31 protein-coding genes and 2 pseudogenes are annotated in these 24,283 nt (G+C 69.4%); 31 read left to right on the forward strand and 2 right to left on the reverse strand.

The annotated features are described in order from the left end of the window. The first annotated feature begins 291 nt into the window (after positions 1-291). The 17 genes and pseudogenes from HS109_19105 to traN (HS109_19185) all read left to right on the forward strand — a co-directional run bounded on the left by HS109_19105 (position 292) and on the right by traN (HS109_19185) (position 13,462). Entirely contained in the window at positions 292-795 is a 504-nt protein-coding gene (locus HS109_19105) for a lytic transglycosylase domain-containing protein (GenBank protein MBE7524469.1), read from the forward strand. Between the two features lie 48 nt (positions 796-843). Beyond that, positions 844-1,140 carry a hypothetical protein gene (locus HS109_19110; protein MBE7524470.1) on the forward strand — a complete coding sequence of 99 codons (297 nt, stop codon included), beginning with the start codon at positions 844-846 and terminating at the stop codon, positions 1,138-1,140. Positions 1,141-1,203: 63 nt separating this feature from the next. Further along, entirely contained in the window at positions 1,204-1,443 is a 240-nt protein-coding gene (gene traL / locus HS109_19115) for a type IV conjugative transfer system protein TraL (protein ID MBE7524471.1), read from the forward strand. After that, positions 1,440-2,063 (forward strand): type IV conjugative transfer system protein TraE, encoded by a 624-nt coding sequence (gene traE, locus HS109_19120; GenBank protein MBE7524472.1) that lies wholly within the window; start codon positions 1,440-1,442, stop codon positions 2,061-2,063. The genes traL and traE overlap by 4 nt, the downstream gene beginning before the upstream one ends. Next, a complete protein-coding gene (locus HS109_19125) occupies positions 1,996-2,724 on the forward strand; it encodes a type-F conjugative transfer system secretin TraK (GenBank protein MBE7524473.1) in 729 nt (242 codons plus the stop codon). The genes traE and HS109_19125 overlap by 68 nt, the downstream gene beginning before the upstream one ends. A gap of 19 nt (positions 2,725-2,743) precedes the next feature. Beyond that, complete coding sequence (locus HS109_19130; protein ID MBE7524474.1) at positions 2,744-4,120, forward strand: conjugal transfer protein TraB; 1,377 nt, start codon at positions 2,744-2,746, stop codon at positions 4,118-4,120. After that, positions 4,107-4,937: a DsbC family protein gene (locus HS109_19135; protein ID MBE7524475.1), complete on the forward strand. Its 831-nt coding sequence runs from the start codon at positions 4,107-4,109 to the stop codon at positions 4,935-4,937. The genes HS109_19130 and HS109_19135 overlap by 14 nt, the downstream gene beginning before the upstream one ends. Further along, positions 4,934-5,524 carry a type IV conjugative transfer system lipoprotein TraV gene (gene traV / locus HS109_19140; GenBank protein ID MBE7524476.1) on the forward strand — a complete coding sequence of 197 codons (591 nt, stop codon included), beginning with the start codon at positions 4,934-4,936 and terminating at the stop codon, positions 5,522-5,524. The genes HS109_19135 and traV overlap by 4 nt, the downstream gene beginning before the upstream one ends. A 3-nt stretch (positions 5,525-5,527) precedes the next feature. Further along, positions 5,528-8,101 (forward strand): type IV secretion system protein TraC, encoded by a 2,574-nt coding sequence (traC, locus tag HS109_19145; protein ID MBE7524477.1) that lies wholly within the window; start codon positions 5,528-5,530, stop codon positions 8,099-8,101. Further along, a complete protein-coding gene (locus HS109_19150; protein MBE7524478.1) occupies positions 8,098-8,463 on the forward strand; it encodes a hypothetical protein in 366 nt (121 codons plus the stop codon). Before traC ends, HS109_19150 begins: the two co-directional genes overlap by 4 nt. A 17-nt stretch (positions 8,464-8,480) precedes the next feature. Then, complete coding sequence (locus tag HS109_19155) at positions 8,481-9,035, forward strand: S26 family signal peptidase (GenBank protein ID MBE7524479.1); 555 nt, start codon at positions 8,481-8,483, stop codon at positions 9,033-9,035. Positions 9,036-9,072: 37 nt separating this feature from the next. Beyond that, the gene (gene traW / locus HS109_19160; protein ID MBE7524480.1) at positions 9,073-9,687 is read left to right on the forward strand and encodes a type-F conjugative transfer system protein TraW; all 615 of its coding nucleotides are present in this window, start codon (positions 9,073-9,075) and stop codon (positions 9,685-9,687) included. Between the two features lie 118 nt (positions 9,688-9,805). Continuing rightward, positions 9,806-10,715 (forward strand): annotated as a pseudogene (locus HS109_19165) (TraU family protein). 299 nt (positions 10,716-11,014) lie between these two features. Then, positions 11,015-11,956, forward strand: a complete 942-nt coding sequence (locus HS109_19170; protein MBE7524481.1) for a hypothetical protein — start codon at positions 11,015-11,017, stop codon at positions 11,954-11,956. Further along, a complete protein-coding gene (locus HS109_19175) occupies positions 11,866-12,396 on the forward strand; it encodes a hypothetical protein (protein ID MBE7524482.1) in 531 nt (176 codons plus the stop codon). Before HS109_19170 ends, HS109_19175 begins: the two co-directional genes overlap by 91 nt. Then, entirely contained in the window at positions 12,393-13,265 is an 873-nt protein-coding gene (gene traN / locus HS109_19180) for a conjugal transfer protein TraN (GenBank protein MBE7524483.1), read from the forward strand. Before HS109_19175 ends, traN (HS109_19180) begins: the two co-directional genes overlap by 4 nt. After that, a pseudogene (traN, locus tag HS109_19185) lies at positions 13,262-13,462 on the forward strand (conjugal transfer protein TraN). Before traN (HS109_19180) ends, traN (HS109_19185) begins: the two are co-directional and overlap by 4 nt. 123 nt (positions 13,463-13,585) lie before the next feature. Here the strand turns inward: traN (HS109_19185) and HS109_19190 are convergent. Further along, positions 13,586-14,008 (reverse strand): hypothetical protein, encoded by a 423-nt coding sequence (locus tag HS109_19190; GenBank protein MBE7524484.1) that lies wholly within the window; start codon positions 14,006-14,008, stop codon positions 13,586-13,588. On the opposite strand from HS109_19190, the gene traF reads away from it, so the two are divergent. The 12 genes from traF (at position 13,998) to HS109_19250 (ending at position 21,538) form a co-directional block, all read left to right on the forward strand. After that, positions 13,998-14,846: a conjugal transfer protein TraF gene (gene traF, locus HS109_19195; protein MBE7524485.1), complete on the forward strand. Its 849-nt coding sequence runs from the start codon at positions 13,998-14,000 to the stop codon at positions 14,844-14,846. The genes HS109_19190 and traF overlap by 11 nt on opposite strands. A 134-nt stretch (positions 14,847-14,980) precedes the next feature. Next, positions 14,981-15,502 carry a conjugal transfer protein TraH gene (locus HS109_19200; GenBank protein ID MBE7524486.1) on the forward strand — a complete coding sequence of 174 codons (522 nt, stop codon included), beginning with the start codon at positions 14,981-14,983 and terminating at the stop codon, positions 15,500-15,502. Beyond that, complete coding sequence (locus HS109_19205) at positions 15,496-16,332, forward strand: conjugal transfer protein TraH (protein ID MBE7524487.1); 837 nt, start codon at positions 15,496-15,498, stop codon at positions 16,330-16,332. The genes HS109_19200 and HS109_19205 overlap by 7 nt, the downstream gene beginning before the upstream one ends. 27 nt (positions 16,333-16,359) lie before the next feature. Beyond that, positions 16,360-16,542: a conjugal transfer protein TraG N-terminal domain-containing protein gene (locus HS109_19210; protein ID MBE7524488.1), complete on the forward strand. Its 183-nt coding sequence runs from the start codon at positions 16,360-16,362 to the stop codon at positions 16,540-16,542. Further along, entirely contained in the window at positions 16,542-16,784 is a 243-nt protein-coding gene (locus HS109_19215; protein ID MBE7524489.1) for a conjugal transfer protein TraG N-terminal domain-containing protein, read from the forward strand. Before HS109_19210 ends, HS109_19215 begins: the two co-directional genes overlap by 1 nt. Then, a complete protein-coding gene (locus tag HS109_19220; protein MBE7524490.1) occupies positions 16,784-18,217 on the forward strand; it encodes a conjugal transfer protein TraG N-terminal domain-containing protein in 1,434 nt (477 codons plus the stop codon). The genes HS109_19215 and HS109_19220 overlap by 1 nt, the downstream gene beginning before the upstream one ends. Next, positions 18,195-18,731, forward strand: a complete 537-nt coding sequence (locus tag HS109_19225; GenBank protein ID MBE7524491.1) for a hypothetical protein — start codon at positions 18,195-18,197, stop codon at positions 18,729-18,731. The genes HS109_19220 and HS109_19225 overlap by 23 nt, the downstream gene beginning before the upstream one ends. Positions 18,732-18,787: 56 nt before the next feature. Further along, complete coding sequence (locus HS109_19230; protein ID MBE7524492.1) at positions 18,788-19,111, forward strand: hypothetical protein; 324 nt, start codon at positions 18,788-18,790, stop codon at positions 19,109-19,111. Positions 19,112-19,159: 48 nt separating this feature from the next. Further along, positions 19,160-19,396: a hypothetical protein gene (locus HS109_19235; GenBank protein MBE7524493.1), complete on the forward strand. Its 237-nt coding sequence runs from the start codon at positions 19,160-19,162 to the stop codon at positions 19,394-19,396. A 267-nt stretch (positions 19,397-19,663) separates the two neighbouring features. Next, complete coding sequence (locus HS109_19240) at positions 19,664-20,161, forward strand: hypothetical protein (GenBank protein MBE7524494.1); 498 nt, start codon at positions 19,664-19,666, stop codon at positions 20,159-20,161. 144 nt (positions 20,162-20,305) lie between these two features. Beyond that, entirely contained in the window at positions 20,306-21,073 is a 768-nt protein-coding gene (locus HS109_19245; protein MBE7524495.1) for an ATP-binding protein, read from the forward strand. 99 nt (positions 21,074-21,172) lie between these two features. Next, positions 21,173-21,538 carry a hypothetical protein gene (locus HS109_19250; GenBank protein MBE7524496.1) on the forward strand — a complete coding sequence of 122 codons (366 nt, stop codon included), beginning with the start codon at positions 21,173-21,175 and terminating at the stop codon, positions 21,536-21,538. Between the two features lie 21 nt (positions 21,539-21,559). Here HS109_19250 and HS109_19255 read toward each other — a convergent pair whose 3' ends face one another. Continuing rightward, positions 21,560-21,718 (reverse strand): hypothetical protein, encoded by a 159-nt coding sequence (locus HS109_19255; protein MBE7524497.1) that lies wholly within the window; start codon positions 21,716-21,718, stop codon positions 21,560-21,562. 617 nt (positions 21,719-22,335) lie between these two features. Between HS109_19255 and HS109_19260 the strand changes: the two genes are divergently transcribed. Together HS109_19260 and HS109_19265 are read left to right on the forward strand one after the other, a co-directional pair. Beyond that, a complete protein-coding gene (locus tag HS109_19260; protein ID MBE7524498.1) occupies positions 22,336-22,908 on the forward strand; it encodes a hypothetical protein in 573 nt (190 codons plus the stop codon). A 104-nt stretch (positions 22,909-23,012) separates the two neighbouring features. Then, positions 23,013-23,942, forward strand: a complete 930-nt coding sequence (locus tag HS109_19265; protein ID MBE7524499.1) for a hypothetical protein — start codon at positions 23,013-23,015, stop codon at positions 23,940-23,942. The last annotated feature ends 341 nt before the right edge of the window (positions 23,943-24,283 follow it).

The raw sequence follows: 24,283 nt of genomic DNA on the forward strand, positions 1-24,283 counted from the left end.
TCAGCACCGATCGAAGCCTCGGCAAAGACCTGATTCCCGCTTGACGGCGGCCGCCAGGTCTCGTCCCAACCGGCGCCGCCGCGTCGACGCCTCGTAGCCGACGGCGTGCCCTGCATTCGACTCACAAGCGCGGTCACGACGCCAGCCTCATCGAGGCTTCATCGAGGCCCCGATTGAGCCTGATTCGCACGCGCTCGCTCCCTACGATGAAAACGCAATGCGGCCCGCTCCGAAGGCCGCGCTTCAGCGGCCAACCGAGGGGGATTCCGATTGCGCACGAGAACGAGCCGGATGCCGGCAGCGAGTGTCGTCACCGCGATCGCCCTGCTCGCGGCCCTGCCCGCCCACGCATGCTGGGAGGCGGCGGCGGTGCGCTACGGCGTCAGCAGCGAGTTGCTCTACGCCATCGCCCGCACCGAATCCGCACTCGACCCGCAGGCCGTCGGACGTAATCGCAACGGCACCCGAGACATCGGGCTCATGCAGATCAACTCGGCGTGGCTGCCCACGCTGGCGGCTCACGGCATCGGCGAGCGCGATCTCTTCGATCCCTGCACGAGCATCCACGTCGGCGCCTGGATCCTCGCCGGGAACGTCCAGCGCCTCGGCTACACGTGGGAAGCCGTCGGTGCCTACAACGCCGCCAATCCCGAGCTGCGCCGCGCCTACGTCGAGAAGGTCCGCCGCCACCTGCGTGGCACCGGTGCCGCCGCGCCCTCCGCGCGGCAGAGCCACACCTCACCCGCTCTTGTCCGCGGCGATCACCGGCCTCCGGTGGTCGCGACCCTGCCCTGACCGCTCGCCCGAGCACTTCCCCGCCACCCCACTCCGAGAGACCAGACCATGACCTTGATCCGCCGTACAAGCACCGCCGTCCCGATCGCCCTCGTCCTGACGCTCGCCGCCGGTTCGGCCCTGGCCGGCACCACCGGCACCGAGTTCCAGACGATGTACACGACCCTGCTCAACTGGGCGACCGGTTTCCTGGGCAAGTCGATCGCGATCGCCGCCTTCATCCTCGGCGCGGGCATCGGCATCGCGCGCTCCTCGCCGATCCCGGCGCTCGCCGGCGTCGTCTTCGCGCTCTTCATGGTCTACGTGCCGACCATCATCGACTCGATCATGACCGCCGTGATCTGACGGGGCGACCGCGTGATCGACGCTTCGCTCGACATCCCCCGTCGGCTCAACGACCCGCCACGCATGTTCTGGTGGGACATCGACGTGGCCCTGCTGGTGCTGGGGGCCGCGCTGGCGGGGATGGTCGCCGGCTTCTTCGTGAGCGGCTGCGCCGTCGGCCTGCTGCTCGCCTCGGCCTACGGTCGCGCGAAGGCGGGCAAGCACCCCGCCTTCGCGCTGCACCTGCTGTACTGGCACCTGCCGGCCTTCATGACGGGCCTGAAGCGCACGCCGCCTTCCTACCTGCGCGAGCTGGCCGGATGAAGCTCGACTGGCTGCGCGCCGACATCGCCAGCGCGCGCCGCGCGAGCGCGCTGCTCGTGCTGCTGCTTGCCTGCTCGATGCTCGCCAACGTGACGCTGGCGGCCTTCGCGATGCACATGGCCGGCCGCGAGCGCGTGGTGGTGGTGCCGCCCAGCATCAACAAGACCTTCTGGGTCGAGTCAGAGCGCGTCAGCGCCGAGTACCTCGAACAGATGGCCTATTTCCTCCTGCAGCTCACGCTCAACGTCACGCCGCAGAGCATCGACCACCAGTCCCGGGTGCTTCTCCAGTACGCCGCGCCGGCTTCCTACGGGGAGCTGCGCAGCGTGCTGGCCACCGCCGCCGAGCGCGTCAAGCGCGACGGCGCCTCCACCGTGTTCAGCGCGCAGGACCTCGCCGTCGACGAGCGCACGCAGCGTGTGGGCGTGCGCGGCCTGCTCACCACATTCATCAGCGACCGCCGCGTGTCCGAAGTCTCGAAGGGCTACGCCATCGAGCTGCAGTACGCCGGCGGCCGGATCTTTCTGAAGGCGTTCCGGGAGACCAGTCCCAATGACCCGCTCGAAATCCAAGCTCAGTCCCAGCTTCGCCTGGCTCCTGCTGCTGGCACTGGCCGCTAGCCAGCCCGCGCTGGCGCTGCAGATCGTCGATGCGCGCGACGGCGAGACCGTGCTCGCCAAGGTCTCGCGCAAGGAGGTGACGCGCATCTCCATTGAGCGGGGCCGCATCCGCAAGGTGACGGGCAACGCCGGCGAATTCGTGCTGGAGAAGGACGACGAGAAGGGCCAGGTCTTCATTCGGCCGATCTCCCCGGACAGCAGCAAGCCCATCAATCTGTTCGTCAGCACAGAGCGCTCGACGATCGGGCTGCTGCTGCAGCCGGTGGACACCCCGAGCGACGCCATCGTCATCCGCGAGGGCCGCGACGCCGTGACCGGACCCGCACGCATCGAGCGCAGCGGCCGTCACGTGCGCACGATGAAGAACCTGCTGCTCGCGATGGCCGAGGACGCGCTGCCCGACGACATGGAGGTGCGCGAGCCTGGGCGCGAGCTGACCCTGTGGCCCGGCGCAAGGCTCACCCTGCAACGCCAGTGGCTCGGCAGCGGCGTGGTCGGCGAGAAGTACCAGCTCATCAACACCGGCGGGGCCGCGCTCGAACTCGCCGAGCGCGATCTCTTCAAGCGCGGCGTGATGGCCGTGAGCGTCGAGCAGGCGGCCCTGCGCCCAGGCGAGACTACCCAGCTGTTCGTGATCCGGGAGCGCCGCGCCGATGACTGATCCCGTTCTGCCGCCCGGCATGTCGCCGACCGGCACCTCTCATCCATCGGGGCAAGGGTCCCCGTCGGCCCCGGCGGAGCCAACGGCTGCGGCCATCAAGCGCCGTCAGGTCCTGCTGCTCGCCGGCATCGCCGGCACGATCGTGGCCGGCACACTGCTGTCGGTCTCGCTGACCGGCACGAAGGGTAACGACGCGCAGCCCGCGAAGCCGCAGTCGACGAACATCCTCGCGCCGGGTGCGCAAGTTGATCCGCGCGACGCGTGGCGTGGCCAGGCCGATGCGCAGCTGAAGTCGATCGAGCAGCGCTCGCGCGACCTCGCGCAGCGCAACGCCGAGCTCGAAGGCCAGGGCAAGGAAATGCTCGAGCGCCTCAAGAAGCTTGAAGGCAGCGGACTCACACCGCTGCCGCCTCCGCCCGTCACCGCCCCCGCGGCGCGGCCGAGCTTCGGGCCGGATCGTCCGGGGAGCGCGCTGCCGGACTCTGGTCCGCAGCGCTTCCCACCGCCGCAACCACCGATGCCGCAAGGCACCGCGCCAAGTGCTGGCCTGCCCCCGCCGCCCGGCGGCGTCCAGACGATGCAGGCGCCCACGGGCATCGTGAGCATCGTGCTGGGGGACGTCGCACCGGGCAAGAGCGCCAAACCGGCCGCGGACGCGGCAGCGGCCAGCTCCACCGCTCGCGACACGCGCCGCTATCTGCCCAGCGGCGCCTTCACCCGGGCGGTGCTTCTCGGCGGCCTGGACGCCCCCACCGGCGGCCAGGCGCAGCGCAATCCCCAACCGGTGCTGCTGCGCCTCGCCGACAACGCGATCCTGCCCAACCAGTTCCGCGCCCGCGTGAAGGAGTGCTTCATCGTCGGCGCCGGCTACGGCGACGTGAGTTCGGAGCGCGCCTACATCCGCACCGAGTCGCTGTCCTGCGTCACCCGCGACGGCACGGCTATCGACGTGCCGGTGAAGGGCTACGTGGCCGGCGAGGACGGCAAGGCCGGCATGCGCGGACGCCTGGTCTCCAAGCAGGGACAGATCCTCGCCAACGCCCTGCTCGCCGGCGTGGCCAGCGGCATCGGTCACGCCTTCACGCAGAGCTCCACCACGCTGTCTGTCTCACCGCTGGGCACCACCAGCACCGTCGACCCCGGCAAGCAACTCGAAGCCGGTCTGGGCACCGGCGTCGGCAAGGCCCTGGACCGTCTCGCCCAGTACTACATCAGCCTCGCCGAGAAGGTCTTCCCGGTGATCGAAGTCGACGCGGGCCGCAGCGTCGACGTGGTCCTCACGCAGGGCGTGGCCCTGCCCGGGACGCTGGACGCCGCCGGCACCGATCCCGACAACCTCGCGCAACTCGCCGAGCGCGCCCGCACCCTCCGGAGGAACGACGATGAAGACGACTGACGCGCGCCTCGCCCTGCGCGCTCTCGCTGCCAAGGCCACGTTGGCCGCGGCGCTGACCACCTGCCTGAGCGTCACGGCACTTGCGCAGCCCAGCCAACCGCCAACCACGCCCGAGCTGACCAGCCTCGTCGGGCGCCTGCAGGCGCTCTACCCCTCGACCCGCTTCGGCGAGATCCGTCCGACGCCGTGGCCGGGCGTCTTCGAAGTGGCGATGGGCGCCAACCTCGCCTACGTGGACGCGAGCGGCCAGTACTTCCTCTTCGGCCACCTGTACGACATGAAAGCGCAGCGCGACCTCACCGCCGAGCGAAAGGACACGCTGGCGCGCATCGACTTCAACGCGCTGCCGCTGGCCGATGCGATCAAGGACGTGCGCGGCCGCGGTTCCCGTGCGCTCGCCATCTTCAGCGATCCGGACTGCCCGCACTGCCGCCGGCTGGAAGCCGAGCTGAAGGGCCTGTCCGACGTGACGATCCACACCTTCCTGATGCCGATCGCCTCGTTGCACCCGCAGGCGCGCGCGAAGGCGATCGCCGTCTGGTGCGCGAAGGATCGCCTCGGCGCCTGGCAGGCGCTGATGACTCGCGACCAGGTGCCGCCCAGCGCGGACTGCGCGCACCCGGTCGATCGCAACGTCGCGCTGGCCGAGCGCCTCGGCGTGACCGGCACGCCGACGCTGGTCGCCGCCGACGGTCGCGTGCTGCCTGGCGCCGCGAGCGCCGACCAGATCAACGCCTGGCTGTCGCGCTCGACCACGAGCGCCGAGGGCCCCGCGCCGGGCAACCCCGCGGCTCAGGCGACGGGCAAGGCGCCATGACGGACCTGCGACGGACCGTCGCCCTCCTCGTCGGCGCGACGGCCACGCTGTTGGGCGGCTGTGCGTCCACCATGAGCGGCCTCGGCGGCGAGGGCAGCTACGCCTGCAAGGCCCCGGTCGGTTCGCAGTGCACCTCGGTCTCGGGCGTGTACGCGAACTCGATCCATGGCCAGCCGCCCGCCTCCGCGCTGCCGAAGCCCGCCAAGGGACCCGCCAGCACGGCGCCCGTCGCGACGACCGCGTCGGCATCGATCGCTGCTCCCACGCTTGGCGCACCGCAAACGGCTCTGCGCTCACAGCCACGGGTGCTGCGCCTGTGGATCGCGCCTTGGGAGGACGCCGACGGCGACCTGCACGAGGCCTCGGTGGTGCACGTGCTGGTGGACACGGGCCGCTGGCTGATCGAACGCGTCCTCCCCGCGAATCGACAGCGCGTCGATGCCGTGCGGCCTCCGATCCCGTCCACGGCACCTGCATCCGGCGCGCCATCGGCGAGCGAGCCCGCGTCGTCCACCGAGACAGCTCCCGATCGCTTTGCCCCGCGCACGGGACTGCTGCCCGGCAATGGCACGACCCAGGAGCCCTGAGCGATGTGGCGCAGCCTGCTGACCGATCTGGAGTCCGTGCTGAAGAGCGCGAAGCCCGCGGACCTAATCCGCGTGCCCAAGGCCCGCCCCGCGTCGCGCGGCGAGGACGCCGCTGCATTCTCCGAGTGGCTGCCGTACCGCGCATGGATCGCGGACCGCCAGGTCTTCGTCAATCTCGACGCACTGGGCTTCTGCCTGGAAGTGCGCCCGCAATCCGGCGCCGACGAGGAGATGGCGCGCGTGCTGACCGCGCTCTATGCGGCCTCTCCGCCCGGCACGGGCATCCAGTTCCATCTGTACGCGAGCCCCGCGATTCGCGCACCGCTTGCGCGCTACGCGAATCTGCGCGTCGCCGACCCCGTCGTCCCGGAACTCGACACTCTCGGTCGCGCCGGCAGGCACACCAACATCCACCGCACCATGGCCCGACGCCGTGCCGGGCACTACCTGCAGGGCAGTCGGACGTCGCTGCTGACCGCGCAGAGCTACCTGTTCCGCGACTACCGGCTGGTCGTCAGCATCTCGCTTCCCGGTAGCCCGGAGAATCTCTCGCGCCTGGAGGAGTTGCTGCTGCTGCGCGACGGGATCCGGGCCACGCTGCACGCCGCAGGCTTCCCGTCCCGTTCGTGGACGGCGGAGGACCTGATCAACTGGGTCTCCGCGCTGCTCGACCCGCACCGCCAATCCGGCGACGCCATCCCGCTCACCTACGACGACGGGCGCGAGCTGCGCGACCAGGTGATCGACCGGGCCACGCGCCTGCGCATCAACCGCCAGGGCATCGGCCTGGCCAATCCCGCCGCCGACCTGCAAACCGAGCTTCGCCTGATGTCGGTGCGCGCCTTCCCGCCGCGCTTCGCGCTGTGGAACGCCGGCAGCCTGATCGGCGACCTCTACCAGGGCACGCTGCAGTACCCCTGCCCGTTCCTGCTCACGCTGGGCGTGCACGCGCTCGACGCCGAGGCGACCCGCAACTGGGCCTTCCTCAAGGCCGCCCGCGCCACCACGAACGCCACCAGCTACATGGCGCGCTTCCTGCCCGATCTGCAGGAGCGCAAGGCCGACTGGGACATCGTGCTGAAGGCGATGGACGACGGCCAGCAGCTCGTCGACCTCAACCTGCAGCTCGCGCTCTTCGCCGAGCCGAACGCGGTGACTCGGGCCGAACAGGCGGCGCGCGCCATCTTCCGTGCGCGCGGCTTTGAACTCTCCAGCGACACGATGATGATGACGCAGGCCCTCATCGGCTCGCTGCCGATGACGCTCTCGGCGCCGTTCCACGCCGATCTGCAGCGCATGAAGCGCGTCACCACCAAGACCTCGGCGAACGCGGTGCACCTGGCGCCGCTCGTCGCCGAGTGGCAGGGCACGGGCACGCCGGTGCTCCTGTTCGGTGGGCGGCGGGGCCAGATCATGCAGATCGACGTGTACGACAACCCGGCCGGCAACTACAACGTCGCGATCGCCGGCACCTCGGGCTCGGGCAAGTCGCTGTTGCTCAACGAGATCGCCGCCGCCTATCTCGGCACCGGCGCGCGCGTCTGGATCATCGACGTCGGCCGCTCGTACGAGAAGGCGTGCCGCAACTTCGGCGGCAGCTTCATCGAGTTCACCGAGAACGCCGCGCTGTCGCTCAACCCGTTCACCCTGGTCGAGGACATCGACGAGGACATGGAGCTATTGCAGCCGCTGCTCGCGCAGATGGTGTCCCCGCGCGAGACGCTCGACGGCTTCCGCTACTCGACGCTGGGTGCGGCGATCAAGAAGGTCTGGAAGGCGCTCGGGCGCGCGATGACCGTCACCGACATCCACGACCTGCTCGCGACCGGACGACTCGACGAGGACGAGGCCGGCGTCCCGCCCACCGGCGAAGGCGACCGCCGCCTGAAGGACCTCGCCGCGATGCTGCATCCGTACACGCGCGACGGTGCCTACGGCAAGTACTTCCACGCCGAGTCCACGATCGACTTCAGCGCCGACCTCATCGTGCTCGAGCTCGAGGAGCTCAAGTCCAAGAAGGACCTGCAGACGGTGGTGCTGCTGATCGTCATGTACCGCATCACGCGCGAGATGTACTTCTCGCGCGACCGCAAGAAGATCGTGATCATCGACGAGGCCTGGGACCTGCTCTCCGGCGGCGCCACCGCCGAGTTCATCGAAGCCGGCTACCGGCGCGCGCGCAAGTACCGCGGCGCCTTCATGTCGGCCACGCAGGGCGTGGACGACTACTACCGCAACCCGGCGGCCAAGGCGGCGCTGGACAACTCCGACTGGATGTTCCTGCTGCGCCAGAAGCCCGAGTCGATCGAGATGATGGACAAGCTCGGTCAGCTCACGATGGACGACGCGATGAAGCGGCTGCTGCTGTCGCTGCGCACCGAGCACGGCGCGTACTCCGAGGTCTTCATCCACTCGCCGGCGGGCAACGGCATCGGACGGCTGATCGTCGATCCGTACAGCCTGCTGCTCTTCAGCAGCCGCGCCGAGGACTTCAACGCCATCAACGCCAAGCGTGCCGCGGGCATGGACGTCTCCGAGGCGATCGACGCGGTGCTGCGCGACCGGGGGCTCGCGTGAACGCCAGGGCCACCGTCCTGCTCGTGGGCCTCAATGCGCTGGTGAGCGCGGTGCTCATCGCACTCGCCCACCTGTGGCTCGCTCCGCCCCGCGCGCCGGCCCTGGCCGTGCTGGACGTGGCCGAGCTCTATCGCCTGAAGGAGCTGCAGGTCGCCGCGGTGCTCGTCAAGCGCGACGCCAGCGACGAGGAGCGCACCGGCGCGCTGCGCGGCGCCGCCGGCTTCGGCGCGGAGGTGAGCACGCTGCTGGAAAAGCTGCCCGACGAATGCCGCTGCGTTGTGCTGGCCCGCGGCGCGGTAGTGGGCGCCGCGCCGCTGCTGCGCGACCTCACGCCGGACGTGCGTCGCCGGCTCGGCCTCTAGCGACATCGGGAGACCGCATGCGCACCCTCTTCCTGCATCGACACCGGCACGACGCCCTGGCTCCGAGCGCGCGCCTCAAGCTGCGCCTCTTTGCCGAACGCTCGGCCGCCCACCTGAAGCGCTGGGCCCTCGTCTACGTCGCCCTCGCAGCGCTGGCGCTCTGGTTTCACGCCCACTACGCCTTCGGGCTGAACGCCTCGCCCAGCCTGCCGCACCGGCTCTTCCTCATCCACAAGGGCGAGATGCCCGGCCGCGGCGACTTCGTCGCCTTCCGCTGGGCCGGTGGCGGGCCGTACCCGGCCGGCGTCACCTTCATCAAGGTGCTCGCCGGCATCCCCGGCGACGAGGTCACGCGCGACGCGCAGGGCTTTCACGTCAACGGCGTCGCGGTCGGTGTGCCCAAGCCGGTGAGCCGGCAAGGCCAGGCGCTCGAACCCGGCCCCACCGGCCGCATTCCGGAGGGCCGCTACTACGTGCAGGCCGGGCACCCGGATAGCCTGGACTCGCGGTATCGGCTCACCGGCTGGATCCACGCGTCGCAGATCATCGGGAGGGCCCGTGCGCTCTTCTGATCGAGCGGTCGCGGGCCGCTCGGCCTCGCGCTGGCACCTGCGATTCGCCGCAGCCGCGCTCGCGGCGACGGTCGCGACGACGTCCGTGCAAGCCCAGGACCTCGGCGTGATCGGCCCGGTCTACCCGATCGCCGAACCGAGCCTGCTGGACGTGATCCTCGCGAAGCTGCGCGCGGCCAGCGACGACGGCACGCTCGCCCGCCTCCAGCGCGAAGCCCTGGCCCGGATCCGACAAGGAATCGACGACCCCGCACCGGTGGCGGGGCTGGTCCGCACCCGTCATCCGCGTCACTTCCACCACGACCCGAGCATCGTCGTGGAGGAGGCCATTCGCGACGCCGAGGGGCGCGTCGTCGTGCCGCCCGGCACGGTGGTGAACCCGCTCGACACTGTGCCGCTCAGCCAGGCCCTGCTCTTCTTCGACGCCCGCGATCGCGACCAGGTCGCCGAGGCACGCAAGCTCATCGACGCGCGCCACGGCCAGGTCAGGGCGATCCTCACCGGCGGTTCCTACCTGGACCTGATGCGCCGGTGGCAGCGGCCCGTGTTCTACGACCAGCAGGGCGTTCTCACGACGAAGCTCGGCATCCGCCAGGTCCCCGCGCTCGTCACGCAGGACGGACGGCGGCTGCGCATCGACGAGCTGCCGTAGCGCCGTCCGCAAGCTCCACGATCGCCCGCGCGCGGCGCTGTGGCTCGCGCTCGCCCTGTGGCTGCTCGCGCTGCTGCCCGGCCCCGCCGCGGCCGGCCCCACCTGCCACGGCCGCTTCATGAACCCGATCACCGACATCTGCTGGAGCTGCCTGTTCCCGCTGACCATCGGCTCGGCGTCGATCCTCTCCGACGGCCAGCCCGACATCGGCAACCCGTCCTCGCCCGTCTGCTTTGCAGCAACCCGCCCCGCATCGGCGTGTCGATCGGCTTCTGGGAGCCGGTGCGCATGGTCGACGTGACGCGCACGCCCTTCTGCATGGTGGGCCTGGGCGGCATCTCGCTGGACCCCGGCATCGACGTGCCGCGCGGCGCGCAGGTCGGTCACGACAGCCAGACGCGCAACAGCTTCTATCACGCGCACTGGTACGCCAACCCGATCCTCACCTGGCTCGAGGTGCTGCTCGACTTCCCTGCCTGGAGAAGGGCTCGCTCGACCTCGCCTATCTCACCGAGGTCGATCCGCTGTGGGCCGACGACGAGCTCACCGCGATCCTGAACCCGGAGGCGGTGCTGTTCGCCAACGCGCCCGCGAAGGCAGCGTGCGCCGCCGACTGCGTGGCCGCAACCGCCGGCATGCCGATCGCGAGCCTGTTCTGGTGCGCCGGCTGCCAGGGCTCGATCTACCCGATGAACGGGCACGTCGCCACCCACATCGGCGGCGTGCAGGCCTCGACGCTGATCACGCAGCGCATGACCGCGAAGATGCACCGGCAGCTGGTGACGTTCACCGGCGCCGGGTCGGCCGGGCTGTGCGGCTACTACCCGCTGCCGATCATGGACAAGACCCACTACAAGCTGCAGATGGTCTATCCGGTGCCGGCCACCGCCAAGGACGCCGGTCAGTGCTGCCAGCCCTACGGGCGCACCACGATGATCTGGGGCGCGGGCAAGTCCTACCCGGTCTCGGGCGAGGACTTCGCGTACCAGATCTTCCGCAAGAGGAACTGCTGTGCCGGCGCGTACTGAACCGCGCGCGCTCGCCGCGGCCGCCTGCGTGGCTCGGGCTGCTGGTTGCCGGGCATCGCACACGCCCAGACGCCGCGATGGCCCGACGCCGACGACATCGAGCGGGCGCTCAAAGCCCACCCCTTCCCGGAAGCCGATCGTCTCGGCGCCCAGCCCGCACCCGCGCCGCCGAGCGTGAAGCTGCCCGCCGCGCCGGCACCGACCGACATCGAAGCACTCGCCCGCGCCGGCGCGCGCCTCGGCAGCCCGCGGCGGCCGGCAACGCACCGGCTCCGCTGCGCATCTTCATCACGCTGGAGATGCCCCGCGCGAGCCTGCAGCTGCTCACCGATCAGGCGGCGCGCAGCGGCGCGGTCCTGGTGCTGCGCGGCCTGAAGGCCAACTCGATGCGCGAGACGCTCGCGGCGGTCTCCAGCCTGATCGGCGAGCGCCAGGTGGCGTGGGTGATCGACCCCGAAGCCTTTGCGCGCTACCGCATCGAGCGCGCGCCGACCTTCGTGCTGAGTCTCGACGATCGCGCCGAACCCGGCGACGAGCTGCGGCAGCGACTGCCGCACGCCCGCGGCCTTCGTCAGCGTGTCGGGCGACGTGAGCCTCGACCACGCGCTGGACACGCTCGCCCGCCAGCGTCCCGACGCGGGGCCGCGGGTCGCGCCCCTGCTCAAGCGGCTGCGGGGTCTCTGAGCATGCGCAGCGCACCCCGCCGCACCGCCAAGCGCGCCGCATTCGCGGCGATGCTGTTCGCAACGCTGCCGGCCGCCTTCGCCCAGTCGCCGCCCTCGCTCGGCGAGGCCTTCGAGCAGGGCAAGGCGCTGGGCCGCAGCGGCAATGCCGCCGCCCGCAGCAACATCAACGGCGGCACCGCGCAATCGACCGTTCCCGGCTACACCACCAGCCCACCCGAGGCCAGCTACTTCGGCAGCCCGGGGCTCGGCACCCAGGCGTCGAGCTCGGAACGAGCGCCTGCGCGAGCGGCCCTGCGGCCACCGACCCGTCCTGCATGGCGGTGCAGTTCTCGCAGACCAACCCCACGCGGCGACCCGACTTCAGCATCGGCACGAACGACCCGCTGCTCACCCGCGGCCGGGCGATCACGGCCGATCCCCAGGCGATCGCCGGCAACATCGCCGGCACCTATAGCGGCTGCAGCGTGCAGACGGTCACCACTGCCGACCGCTTCGAGACCGCGATCTGCCACCAGTACCGCACGCTGGAGACCGCCACCTGCGACAAGGTGCTGATCGTCACCCCGATCCAGACGCCCGGTTGCACTGAAGGTCAGTTCCTCACGCGCGTCACCGCCGACCCCTGCCCCGCCTGCATCGACTACCTGGCCTTCGACTTCAGCTGCGCGGCCAACAGCTACCTGATGCACGTCTTCACGATCGACAAGGGCACCGGCGCGATCTACATGGACCTCGGCTCGCAGAACGTCCCCGGCAGCCTGAACACGCAGATCCCGCAGACCCCGGGACCCACGCGGATCGACGGCTTCTTCTGCTACCAGACCTACTACAGCCAGAGCTGCAGCGGGCCCAACTGCACGATCGGCGCGTGGTTCTACAACCCCTGCCAGGGCACGAGCTACTACGGCGCCAACACCTTCGCGATGCCGACCACGGTCAGCTTCAGCGACACCTGGGACAACCAGTGCGCGGCGCTGGAGGCGCGCGCGCAATGAGTGCGCGCCGCTTCGCCTGGCTCGCCGGCGGCGCGCTGGCGCTCTGCGTGCTCGCGTCCGCGCCCGCAAGAGCCGCCGACTGCTACCAGACCGCCGAGACCTGCGTCGAAGGCCCCGAGACGCGCGACATCGGCGGCTATCCGGTGCAGCGGGACTGCTGGCGCTACCGCGCCTCGTACACCTGCGTCTCGCAGAACAGCACCGACGACTGCCAGCCCCTGCGCGACCGCGGCTGCAGCCAGGTGAACTCGCGCTGCATGGACACGAACCCGCAGGGCGCCTGCATGCTCTACGAGCAGACCTGGCAGTGCCGCGTCGCCACGGGCACCACCTCGACGGTGACGAACTGCGGCGGCCAGCAGTTCTGCCTGGACGGCCGCTGCTTCGACACCGGCTACGCGCCGGACGCGGACTTCGCGCGTGCCGTCGCAGGGCTGGAAGCGCAGCGCGAAGCCGGCCGCTACCTCGACCCGAACACGCTGGAGGTCTTCAAGGGCTACGACAACCGCTGCCGCAAGAAGCTCTTCGGCCTGGTGAACTGCTGCAAGGGCGGCGGCACCGACGGCTCGCTCTTCTCCACCTTCAGCCTGATCACCGGCGCGGGCGGCCAGGCCATCGGCGCCATCGGCTCGAGCTACACCTACGACGCGCTCTTCACGGCCGACGCGCCGGACCTGGTGATCGCCGGCTTCGAGACGCTGTTCGGCGCCGGCGGCGGCTCCTCGGCGCTCGCCGGGCTGATCGCCGGCGACCTGTCGGTGGGCTCCTTCGTGACCTCGCTGGTGCCCGGTCCGTGGACGCTCGCGATGCTGGCGATCCAGCTCTCGGGCTGCTGTCCTGCGAAGACGCCGAGCAGGTCCTCGCGATGAAGCGCGACAACCGCCTCTGCCACGGCGTCGGCAGCTACTGCTCGGCGCGGCTGCCGATCATCCGCACCTGCATCGAGACCACCGAGACCTACTGCTGCTTCAACTCGCGCCTGTCGCGCATCATCAACGAACAGGGCCGCGCGCAGATCGGCCGCGGCTGGGGCGGCGCCCAGGGTCCCGACTGCAGCGGCTTCAGCGCTGACGCAGCTCCAGGCGCTCGACTTCTCGCGCATGGACCTCACCGAGTTCTATGCGGAGATCGCGCCCACGCTGCCGAACCTCGGCGACCTGCAGCAGCGCGCGCAGCAGAAGGTCAACAGCTACTTCGGCCCATGACCTCCGTCGCCGCCACTCCAACCATCGCCACGCGCCGACGCGCGCTCGCCGCCGGCCTGCTCGCGGCGTGGCTTGCCACACCCCTCCACGCGCAGACGACGCAGCGCATCGCCGTCACGGAGATCAAGCCGCTGCTGGCGCTCGCCGCCGAGCGCGGTGCGGCGCACGGCGTGCTGACCGGTCCTGGCGCCGACTACGTGCGCCGCCGCTTCGATGCCGCCGCGCCCATCGAGATCGACGTCCAGGCGTTGCACGCCCTGCCCCAGCCCGGCTGCGCGCGCGCTCGAGGTCACCACGCGCCAGCGCGACGTGCTGGAACACGGCAAGCGCAGCGACCAGGAACTGCAGTGGCAGATCAGCTTCTGCCGCGACGGCAGTTTTCCGGAGAAGCCGTAGATGGGCGGCAATGCACGCACGCGCTCGGTGGCGGCTCCAACCCTCGCCGCCGCGCTGACGATCGCGCTCGCGCTTCGGCCTCAGCGGCCTGGGCGCCAGCCTGTGGCGGCCGAGCCGCACCTGCTCGAAGCCGAGCCGGAAAGCGTCACCTACTGGCTGCGCAACCGCGAAGGCTGGTTCTGGTACCGCGACCCGCCCGGCACGGCCCCACGGCCCGCACCGCCAGCCAACCAGCCACCGCGCGAGCTGGTCGAGTTCGAGGCGATGCAGAAGCGCCTGGAAGACCTGAAGCGCATCGCCGTCATGAACCCGAGCGACGCCAACCTGACGGCCTACATGCGCTATCAGCGCCTCGTGATGGACAAGTCGGAGCGCTTCGCCGAGCGCTGGCAGCGCCTGGTGTGGACCGTGCCCGACCTCGACTACGGACTGACCGGGCGGCCGACCAACGCGCTGGCGATCAACGTCTTCGACGAGCAGCAGCGCGACCGGCAGGCTCAGGCGATCAAAGCCCTGGCCGCCACCCACGGCCTCGTCTTCGTCTTCCGCGGCGACTGCCCGCACTGCCACCGCTTTGCGCCGATCCTGAAGCGCTTCGAGCAGGAGTTCGGCTTCACCGTGCTCGCGATCAGCATGGACGGCCGCGCGATCCCCGAGTACCCGAACGCCCGGCCCGACAACGGCATGGCGGCGCGCCTGAACGCCACGGCGGTGCCCGCGCTCTACCTCACCGCACCCGCCACCCGCCAGATCGTTCCGGTGGGCTTCGGCGTCATGTCGATGACCGACCTGGTCGAGCGGATCGCCGCCCTCGCGCAGGACGCCTCCGCCGGCACCCGCCAGCCCTGAGGACACGACGATGCCACCCCATCCGACGACCCGCCCCGCCCGACGCACCGGGCAGGCGCCTGCTGGCCAGCCTGCTGGCCGTATCGCTGGCCACGACGCCGCTGGCGAGCCACCCGGCCGATCTCAACGCCGAGATGCAGGCGATGTTCAACGACCTCGGCGCGCTTGGCAACGTGACCACGCCAGGCGCGTTCCGCGGCCAGGCGATGAACCTCTACACCGGCGGCAGCCTGATGATGCGCGCCCCGGGGCGCAACTACCCGCTGGCCAGCGTCCAGCTGCCGAGCCTGCGCGCCGGCTGCGGCGGCATCGACCTCTACGGCGGCGCCTTCTCCTTCATCAACAAGCAGCAGTTCATCGCCCTGCTGCAGAACATCGGCGCCAACGCCGTCGGCTACGCCTTCAAGCTCGCGCTGCAGTCGATCTCGCCCGACATCGACAAGCTGCTCACCGAGCTGCAGGACCAGATCAACAAGATCAACGCGATGAACATCAACTCCTGCGAGGCGGCGCAGGCGCTGGTGAACGGCGTGGTGGGCGAGTACGACAACTCGGTGATGAGCGGCTGCGCCAACATCTCCCAGTACCTCGGCAGCGTCTCCGACCGGGCCGAGGGCCGCCTCACCTGCGCCACCAACGCACCCGCGCGGTGGTGAAGACCGCCGCCAACAGCGCCGACCCCAACGTGCGCAACGCCACCTTCGTGAAGGGCAACGTCACCTGGCTCGCGCTCAACCAGGTGGGCGGCGGCATCAGCCAGCAGGAGAAGGAGCTGATCATGAGCGTGATCGGCACCGTGATCCTGACTCCGCCGGCCGACGACGGCAGCGGCGCCACGCCGCGCTACGCCGAGCCCACGATCGTCGGCCTGCGCGACCTGCTGCTCGGCCGCGGCGCCTCGGCCACCGAGGGCAACGTCGACATCGAGGTGTACGTCTGCGACGAGCCCGCCGAGTGCCTGAACCCGACGCGCACCACGGTCTCGGCCAAGCCCTTCACGCGCCTGGTGTCGGAGCGGCTGCGCCGCATGTCCGACAACATCGCCACGCGCAGCCCGCAGTCGCCCGCCGACATCGGCTTCGTCAACAACACCACCGAGCCGGTCTACAAGATGCTGTCGGTGGCGAACGCCGTGCCGGGATCGAGCACCGCCGAGACGCTGATCGAGACCTACAAGGACGTGATCGCGCTCGACTACGCCGAGACCTTCCTCAACCGCGCCATCCGCCAGGCCCTGAGCGCGCTGTCGCAGGCGCTCAAGCGCACCGGCATCGAACAGCAGTACATCGACGCGATCCGCGAGAACGCCCAGGAAGCCCAGCGTCAGCTCCTGGCCGAGAAGCAGGCCGCCTACGCCAAGGTGCGCTCGGTCTCGTCGATGACCCAGGACCTGCAGACGCTGGAGCGCCAGCTCTGGAGCTCGATGCCCGCGTCCGTGAAATCGATGCTGGACTTCAGCGCCAGCAGCGGCGCGCGCGGCTCCTGAGTCCGGGCTCGACACGCTCGCGCCCGCATGTTCGAGATCTACGCCTACGGCAACGTCGACACCCTGACCGGGGTCTTCAACGCCATCGCCGCCATCATGGGCGGGGCGGACTACTTCGGCCTGATCAAGGCGATCGCCGTCACCGGCGTCCTGGTGGCGGCGTTCGCCGGGCTCTTCACGCCGGCAAGTTCCACGGCTGGGGCTGGCTGATGGGCTTCCTGCTCGTCTACTACGCGCTCTTCCTGCCCAAGTCGACCGTGGTGATCGTCGACAAGCTCGGCAGCCAGCCGCCGGTGGCGGTGGGCAACGTGCCGATCGGCGTGGCTTTCTTCGGGCACGCCACCAGCAAGGTGGGCGACGTGATGACGCGGTTCTTCGAGACCGCCTTCCAGGTCATCCCGGCCACCAACGCGCAGCTCCCGGCGAACTCGCGTACCAGAAGAACGGCGTGATGTTCGGCAACCGCCTGATCCAGGCCTCGCGCGCCGCGAACGTGGCCGATCCGCAGTTGCGCACCGACCTCATCGCCTTCGTCCACAACTGCACCGTCTACGACCTGCAGGACGGCACCATCGACCCGGCCGCCTTCGCGCGCAGCACCGACATCTGGTCGCTGATGGGCGCGCCCAACCCGGCGCGCTTCACCACCTACGGCAACCCGGTGCAGGTCGACACCTGCCCGAACGCCTACACCTACCTCGCCGCCCGCCTGCCGGCCGAAGTGGCGCACGCGCGATCGATCCTCGCCTTCCAGCTGAACCCCACGCTGGAGCCGGCCGCCGCCCTCACGGCCGTCGACGCGCAGATCGAGCAGGCCTACTACAAAACGAAGATCGCCACCGCCGCCCAGGGCGCCGCGGACCTGCTGCGCCAGAACATCATGATCAACCTGGTGCAGGACGCCCGCAGCCTCGCCGGCCAGAAGCTCAACGACCCGGCGGCGCTGATGATCGCCACCGCGCGCGCCAACGCCACCGCGTCGGTGAACTCCGCGTTCCTCACCATGGGCAAGATCGCCGAGCAGGCGCTGCCGCTGGTGCGCAACGTGATCGAGGCCGTCATCTACGCGGTGTTCCCGTTCGTGTTCCTGCTGTTCCTGCTGCGCCCAGGGCCGCGGCCTCGCGATGGCCATCAAGAGCTTCGCGATGAGCCTGGTGTGGATCCAGCTCTGGCCGCCGCTCTACGCGATCCTCAACTACGTCGCCACGCTGGCCAGCGCGCGCAACCTCGAAGCCGCGGCGAAGATGGGCACCGTCGCCCAGGGCCTCGCACTGGAAACCGCCGCCAGCATCTACAGCGGCGCCGTCTCCGACCAGGCCATCGCCGGCTACATGGTGATCTCGATCCCGATCATCGCCACCGCCATCATCAAGGGCGGCGAAGTGGCGTTCCAGGCGGTGACCGGCGTCGCCGCCGTCCAGTCGGCGGCGTCCAGCGAAGCGGCCGCCGCATCGAAGGGCAGCATCACCCAGAACGCCGTCTCGATGGACCAGCAGCAACTGGCGCCGACGCGCACGTCCGCCTTCATGTCGACCACGAGCGACGCGTACGGCACCACCATCCACGGCAGCGGCCCGGATGCCGGCGTCTTCCGCTACCAGGCCAACCTGAGCCGCCTGGCCAGCACCTTCACGTTCACCGAGCGCCAGGCGAACGCCCTGGGCGAGAGCGCGCGCGAAGCGGAATCGCTGGCACGCACCGAACGCGAGGCCATGCAGCGCAGCCAGGCCACCGCGCTGACCCGCGCACTCGCCATCCAGGAGGGCTACGAGCGCTCACAGCAGCGGTCGGGGGCCGCCGCCACCTCCGACGGCGGCTCGGCCAGCACGCAGTTCCAGACCCTCAACTCGGTCGCCCGCGACGTGAATCGCCGGCTGGGTCTTAGCGACGACTCGACGGTGGGCAAGGCTGTCGCTGCATCAGCGTCCGTTGGCGCAAGTATCCCGCTCACGCAGATCGGTGCCCAGGCAAGAGCGGAAGGCCGGCAGGTCGACCAGCAAACCCTGCAAAGCGCCTACGACTTCGCCCGAAAGGCGGTCGAGAACGCGCAGATCACGGAGGCGAGTGCCCTGATCAAGGACTTCCGTTCCTCCGACGCTTACCAGTGGGCGCGGGGCAGCCGCACGACATCGACCGCCGGCTACGACTCGTCGTCCCGGGAGGCCACCGAGCGACAAGCCAGCAGCGACACCGCGTACGGTCGAGCACGCGAACTCGCCCGGACGGCGCAGTTCATGCGCGAATGGAGCAGCGGGACTCAGACCGACTTCACGAACTATGCGGCGCAGCGCCTCGCCGAGCGTGGGCTCCTGCGCGAGGACGACCCAATCCCCGGCGGCCACCCAAACTCCTCCACTGTGGCCACCCCACTTCCCCTGATCGAGCATGGCGGCGCCTGATCGATCGGCGCCGCGCGGCGGACGTTACCGTTGCTTCTCACCATCGTGAGGGGAAAGTGAACGTCTTGAAGCCGGAGTTGTTGACCACGATTCGCACGCTGCTCGCGCAGGGTGCGACGCAGCGGGAGATCGAGCGATTCACCGGGGTGGATCGCAAGACCATCCGTCGCTACCAGCGGGCAAATCCCAGCCGCGGGGCCACCGGCGCGAAGCTGGGGACGAGCAAATTCCACCCAGGCCACCGCGCTGACGCTGTCGGCGTCGACGTGCGCCGCACGCGGGCCTGGATCGAGGCCCAGGTCGAGCTCGGGCGCAACGCCGTGAGCATCTACCAGGACCTGGTGGAACTGCACGGCTTCGCCCACGCTACAACTCGGTGAAGCGCTTCGTGGCGAGCCTCACGCGCGCGCCGCGCGGAACGCTTCGACGTGCTCGAGTTCCTGCCCGGGGAGGAAGCGCAGGTCGACTACGGCCAGGGCGCGCCCACGTTGCACGCCAACGGCAAGTACCGCCGCCCGTACCTGTTCGTGATGACGCTCAAGTTCTCGGGCAAGAGTTTCCGCAAGGTGGTCTGGCAGACCAGCCAGGAGACCTGGGCACGCCTGCACGAAGAAGCCTTCGGGCCTTGGGCGGGTGCTGCAAGTACGTCGTGCTCGACAACCTGAAGGAGGGCGTGATCCGGCCCGACATCTACGCCCAGAATTGAATCCGGTGTACGCGGCGATGCTCGCCCATTACTGGGCGGTGGCCGACCCGTGCCGGGTGCGAGACCCCAATCGAAAGGGGGCACGGTCGAGAACGCGATCCAACATACCCAGACCACGGCCCTCAAGCGGTCGCCGTTTCGAGTCGATCGAGCGCAGAACGAATGGCGATCGCCCACTGGGAGGAGCGCTGGGCCGCCCGCGTATCCACGGCCGCAGAAACGGCAGGTGGCCGAGCTCTTCCGCGAGGAACAGCCGCATCTGCAGCCGCTGCCGGCGAGCGGCTTCGCATTCTTCCGCCAGAGCGTGCGAACCGTCGACGACGCCGGCCTGGTGCAAGTCGAAGGTCTCTACTACGCCGCACTTCCTGCTGCCCCTCATGGCGAAGTCACGGTGCGCGCCTTCGCCCAGTCGATCGAGATCCTCGATGCCCGCGGCCAACTGTTGCGCCGCCATCCAAAGGCTACGCGCAAAGGCGCGTTCGTGCTCGAGGGCACCGACCGCATCTTCAATCCCTCGCGCGAGACCACGCGAATGCTCGCGCGCATGGACAAGATCGGCCCCCGCACGGCAGCCTCGCGCGCGAGCTCTTCGCCCGCCTCGGCCGCCCGGGCCAGCGCGCGATCTACGGCCTCGTGCAACTGCCGCGCCGATACACCCGTGCCGACATCGAGGCAGTCTGCGCGCAGCTGCTCGCCGCCGACTGCCTCTCCTACGCGGCGGTAAAACGCGCGCTCGAACGCCGGCAAGCCGCCGCCGCCTCGCCGCCGGCCACCACGAGCGTCGAAGGCCCGCAGATCCGACCGATCACCGACTATCAATCGTTCTGGGAAACCCACACCCGGACGCACCACGACGACGGAGACCTCGATGGCCATGTCCATCACTGAACTCGAACGCGCGCTGCGCAGCCTGCGCCTGTCCGGCATGCGCGCCACCCTCGAATCTCGTGCCCTGCAGGTCGCGAGCCACGAGATGGACTTCATCGAAGCGTTCTCCTGGCTCGTGCAGGACGAACTCGACCGCCGCCGCTCACGCTTGCTCGATCGCCGCTACCTGCTGTCCGGGCTCACCGAGCGCAAAGCCCTCAAGGACTTCGACTGGAGCTACAACCCGCGGCTGCCCAAACGCGACGTGCTCGAACTCGCCACCCTCAAATTCATCGACACCCACGAGGATGCACTGCTCATCGGCCCGCCCGGCACCGGCAAAAGCCACGCAGCCAAAGCGCTCGCCCTGCTCGCCGTCAACCGCGGCTACAAAGTCCTCTACCGCGAAGCGCATCAACTCATCGAAGACATCAGCGAAGCGCGCGAGCTCGGCGCACTACGGAAACTGCGCGCTCAGCTGCGAAGCGCCGATCTGCTGCTCATCGACGACCTGTTCTTGCGCAAGCTTCCGGCCACCGCCGGCGACGAACTGGCCGACGTGCTGATGAGCCGCTACGAAAAGGCCGCCACCGTCATCACGTCGAACCGGCCGCTCGAGGACTGGCCGAAGCTACTCGGCGATGTCGTCGTGGTCACCCCACTGCTCGACCGCCTCATGCATCACGGACACCTACTCAAGTTCGAAGGAAAGAGCTGGCGCCTGAAGGAGGCCGCCAGCCGCATTGCCAAGCACGCATCAGCCCACTAAAGTTCCACCCGTCCCACCGCACCGGGTGGAGGAATTTGACCCGGCCACAGGTGGAGGAGTTTGAAGTGGCCGCCCGGGCCAATCAAGCTGCAGCGCGCGGTGACCGAGATCGCGTACTCGTACGCCCGTGGCGGTAGCTCGGCAAGCGGCTACGTGCCCATCGACAACCCGCTCGGTCCGTCGAGGCCACTGCCCGAGACGATGGGCTGGCCCGATTCGTCGCTGCGTGATCAGTACGACGCCCGCCCACGCTCGGACGACAGCGGCGTGCTCCGCCAGCGGAGTGCGACCAACGAGGGCGAGATCCGTGCGCGCCATAGTCGGCAGCGCGCCGTTCCCGGCCAACCAATGGGGAACGACCTGGCCGGTCGCCTCGGAGCCGGCGAAGCCGAGACCAAAGCCAGAATCGCCAAGGGGCGCACTCAGGCTTACATTCCGCACATCGGCAGACGCATTTCTCGGTAATTTCCCGATCGCACGTCGGAGTCAGTGATCGCGAGGTTGTTCGGCTTCGATGAGTCGCGCGGATTCTCTCTCCCATTCGCGTAGCAGTTTCTTGAGCTTGCGGTAGTTGGCGATCGCCAGGCGCATGAGGCGGGCCTGCTCGGCCGAGAGGCGGCGACGCACGAGCTTGCCGTCCTGCATGTACCCCCAGTCGTAGTACGGCCCGTGGCGAGCTGCCAGGTCGGTGGCGCAGCGACAGCAAGCCTTGCCGCAGCGGCTCAGATGTTCGTAGAGCGTGCCGGTGCACAGGTAGTCGATCGTGCCGACGGCAGCGCGAATCTTCTCGATGCGTTGCCGCGACCGTCTGGCCTGGGTGGCGAGGATCGCTTGGATGGGGGCTTGACTTGGTCATGGCTGGCGATACCTATCGTCAGGTTGAAGAAACCACAAGTCTACCCGCCCGAACGCTTCGCCCTGAACAGCGAGCGACTGGGACCGCTACCCTGGTCAATCACTTCCTCGAGCGCATGGGGTTGCCGGCGCTGCTCGAGAAGTTCGTGCCCACCGCCGATCGACGCCGTGCCGTCAGCCACGCGCAGGCACTGGCGTGCTGCTGCGCTCGATCCTGGTCGAGCGCGAGCCCGTCTACCGCCAGCAGGAGACCGTGCACGGCTTTGCGCCGGGTGCTTCGGCATCGACGCGGCGCAGATGGTGCGGCTGACCGACGACCGCATTGGCGCGCGCGCTCGATCGGCTCTTCGACGCCGACCGTGGAGCCCTGCTCACCGCGGTGGTGGTCGCAGTGGGCAGCGCCTCAGGTGACCTTCGAGCGGCTGCACAACGACTCGACCTCGATCGCCTTCTGCGGCCAGTACCGGCGGCGACCGGCCGCGAGCTGCGCGGGCGCACCGCACCGGCGATCGCCTTCGGCTTTCCAAGGACCACCGCCCGGATTTGCGCCAGCTGCTGTTCATCCTCACCGTCACCGCCGAGGGGTTCCGGCGTCGTTTCGCTGCGCCGACGGCAATACCAGCGACTCGGTCACCCACGTCCAGACCTGGGAGGCATTGCGGGCGGTGGCCGGCCGTGCCGACTTCCTGTATGTCGCCGATTCCAAGCTGTGCTCCTACGAGAACATGCGTCACATCGATGCCGCGGGCGGGCGTTTCGTTACCGTGATGCCACGCAGCCGCCAGGAGGATGCACGCTTTCGCCAGTGGATCCAGACCCATGACCCGGCCTGGGAACAAGTCTGGGATCGGCCGAATACTCGGCACCGTGACGGACCACGGGACTGCTGGTACGTCTACCGCCAACCGTTGCCCTCGATGGAGGTCTGGCCGATCACCTGGGTGTGGAGCACGCTGCTCACGCTGCACCAGCGTGCCTGACGCGACCGCCAGCTCGCCGCGGCCAGCGAAGCGCTCGAACAGTTGCACCGGCGCCTGATCGCAACCCGCGCGCGGCTGCGGGTGCTGCCGAGATCGATCAGCGCGTGGCCGAGATCCTCGAGCAGTACCGGGTCACCCGCCACCTCAAGGTCAAACGCGTGGTGCGCGAGGAGCACAGCTTCAAGCAGGTCCGCCGTGGTCGTCCTGGCCCCGACACCGCGTACCGCAAGATCACCCGCCGGCGCTTCGACATCGAATGGTCGATCGACGCCGCCGCCGTGGCCTACGACCAGAAGAGCGATGGCATGTATCCGTTGCTCAGCAACGACCGGACCCTCACCCCGCCCATGCTCGAGGCCCACAAGGGCCAGCCCACCATCGAGAAGCGTTTCGAGCAGGTGAAGACCGTGCACGAGATCGCCCTGATCTTCCTCAAGAACGAAGGGCGCATCGAGGCCCTGTTCACGCTGTACTTCCTGGCCCTGCTCGTGCAGGCGCTCATCGAGCGTGAATTACGCGGCGCGATGCGCCACGAGGTGATCGCCGAGCTACCGCTGTATCCGGAGCAGCGTCAATGTCGGCGGCCTACCACCGAGCAGGTGCTGCGCCTGTTCAGCCTCGCCCAACGCCACCGCCTGTTGCGCGACGGCCAAACCGTCCAGACCTTTGACGCCGACCTCACCGACCTGCAGCGCCAAGTCCTCGCGTTGCTCGAGTTCCCGCACACGCCTACCGCGTCTGCGCGTGACGCCCCAGCCTTCCGGCCTCGCCTCCGGAAATTCACTCCAATTGCGTCCGCCGATGTGCGGAATGTAAGCTCAGGTGTCGCAGGACGCGGGCACTCTGAGCGAGAACTACAAGTCGTCGGTCCGACTCGGCAAGATCAGCCCCAACCATGGTGGGAATCGAGCGGTCTGGGACACCGTGGGCGCCAATTCGAGCCAGCCCGACATCGGCACGCCGCCCAAGGTCGAGCCGATCGGCGAATGGCACTTCGACAAAGACGGTGTGCCGGTCGCCGGCCCCGAGCCTAGACCGGCCGCACCGACGCCGAGATCTGGAGCCGCCGAGCCCATCGAACCCAAGAAGAGAGATCGCGACGGCGAGAACGGCAAGCGCTGAGCTACTCGTCGACCCGCGTCTTGCCTGCGCCGATCTCGAGGCTGCCGAGCCCGTTTCGCGTCATGCGGCCGGGGGCGTCATCCCAAAGTTGTGCGTCCGACAGTCCACGCGTCAGTTCGCATCCATCGATCTGACGCGCTCCCGCCGCATCGTCAACCGCAACACATGCACACGAATGGCAGCGCGAACTTGTGTCGCGAGACTCGCCATGAAGGTCGTCAGCTTGCTGATTCCGGACATGGGCCCGCCCTGC

The sequence above is a fragment of the Burkholderiales bacterium genome (genome assembly GCA_015075645.1).
Lineage (GTDB): Bacteria > Pseudomonadota > Gammaproteobacteria > Burkholderiales > Casimicrobiaceae > VBCG01.

What these genes read in the sequence shown, in the direction of transcription:
- HS109_19155 (MBE7524479.1), top strand. Translation starts at nt 8,481, where the DNA reads ATGCGCACCCTCTTCCTGCATCGACACCGGCACGACGCCCTGGCTCCG.
- traF (MBE7524485.1), top strand. Translation starts at nt 13,998, where the DNA reads ATGGGCGGCAATGCACGCACGCGCTCGGTGGCGGCTCCAACCCTCGCC.
- HS109_19105 (MBE7524469.1), top strand. Translation starts at nt 292, where the DNA reads ATGCCGGCAGCGAGTGTCGTCACCGCGATCGCCCTGCTCGCGGCCCTG.
- HS109_19215 (MBE7524489.1), top strand. Translation starts at nt 16,542, where the DNA reads ATGGGCTTCCTGCTCGTCTACTACGCGCTCTTCCTGCCCAAGTCGACC.
- HS109_19200 (MBE7524486.1), top strand. Translation starts at nt 14,981, where the DNA reads ATGCAGGCGATGTTCAACGACCTCGGCGCGCTTGGCAACGTGACCACG.
- HS109_19220 (MBE7524490.1), top strand. Translation starts at nt 16,784, where the DNA reads ATGTTCGGCAACCGCCTGATCCAGGCCTCGCGCGCCGCGAACGTGGCC.
- HS109_19245 (MBE7524495.1), top strand. Translation starts at nt 20,306, where the DNA reads ATGGCCATGTCCATCACTGAACTCGAACGCGCGCTGCGCAGCCTGCGC.
- HS109_19135 (MBE7524475.1), top strand. Translation starts at nt 4,107, where the DNA reads ATGAAGACGACTGACGCGCGCCTCGCCCTGCGCGCTCTCGCTGCCAAG.
- HS109_19130 (MBE7524474.1), top strand. Translation starts at nt 2,744, where the DNA reads ATGTCGCCGACCGGCACCTCTCATCCATCGGGGCAAGGGTCCCCGTCG.
- HS109_19110 (MBE7524470.1), top strand. Translation starts at nt 844, where the DNA reads ATGACCTTGATCCGCCGTACAAGCACCGCCGTCCCGATCGCCCTCGTC.
- traL (MBE7524471.1), top strand. Translation starts at nt 1,204, where the DNA reads ATGTTCTGGTGGGACATCGACGTGGCCCTGCTGGTGCTGGGGGCCGCG.
- HS109_19210 (MBE7524488.1), top strand. Translation starts at nt 16,360, where the DNA reads ATGTTCGAGATCTACGCCTACGGCAACGTCGACACCCTGACCGGGGTC.
- traC (MBE7524477.1), top strand. Translation starts at nt 5,528, where the DNA reads ATGTGGCGCAGCCTGCTGACCGATCTGGAGTCCGTGCTGAAGAGCGCG.
- HS109_19170 (MBE7524481.1), top strand. Translation starts at nt 11,015, where the DNA reads ATGCCCCGCGCGAGCCTGCAGCTGCTCACCGATCAGGCGGCGCGCAGC.
- traE (MBE7524472.1), top strand. Translation starts at nt 1,440, where the DNA reads ATGAAGCTCGACTGGCTGCGCGCCGACATCGCCAGCGCGCGCCGCGCG.
- HS109_19255 (MBE7524497.1), bottom strand. Translation starts at nt 21,718, where the DNA reads ATGCAGGACGGCAAGCTCGTGCGTCGCCGCCTCTCGGCCGAGCAGGCC.
- traV (MBE7524476.1), top strand. Translation starts at nt 4,934, where the DNA reads ATGACGGACCTGCGACGGACCGTCGCCCTCCTCGTCGGCGCGACGGCC.
- traN (MBE7524483.1), top strand. Translation starts at nt 12,393, where the DNA reads ATGAGTGCGCGCCGCTTCGCCTGGCTCGCCGGCGGCGCGCTGGCGCTC.
- HS109_19125 (MBE7524473.1), top strand. Translation starts at nt 1,996, where the DNA reads ATGACCCGCTCGAAATCCAAGCTCAGTCCCAGCTTCGCCTGGCTCCTG.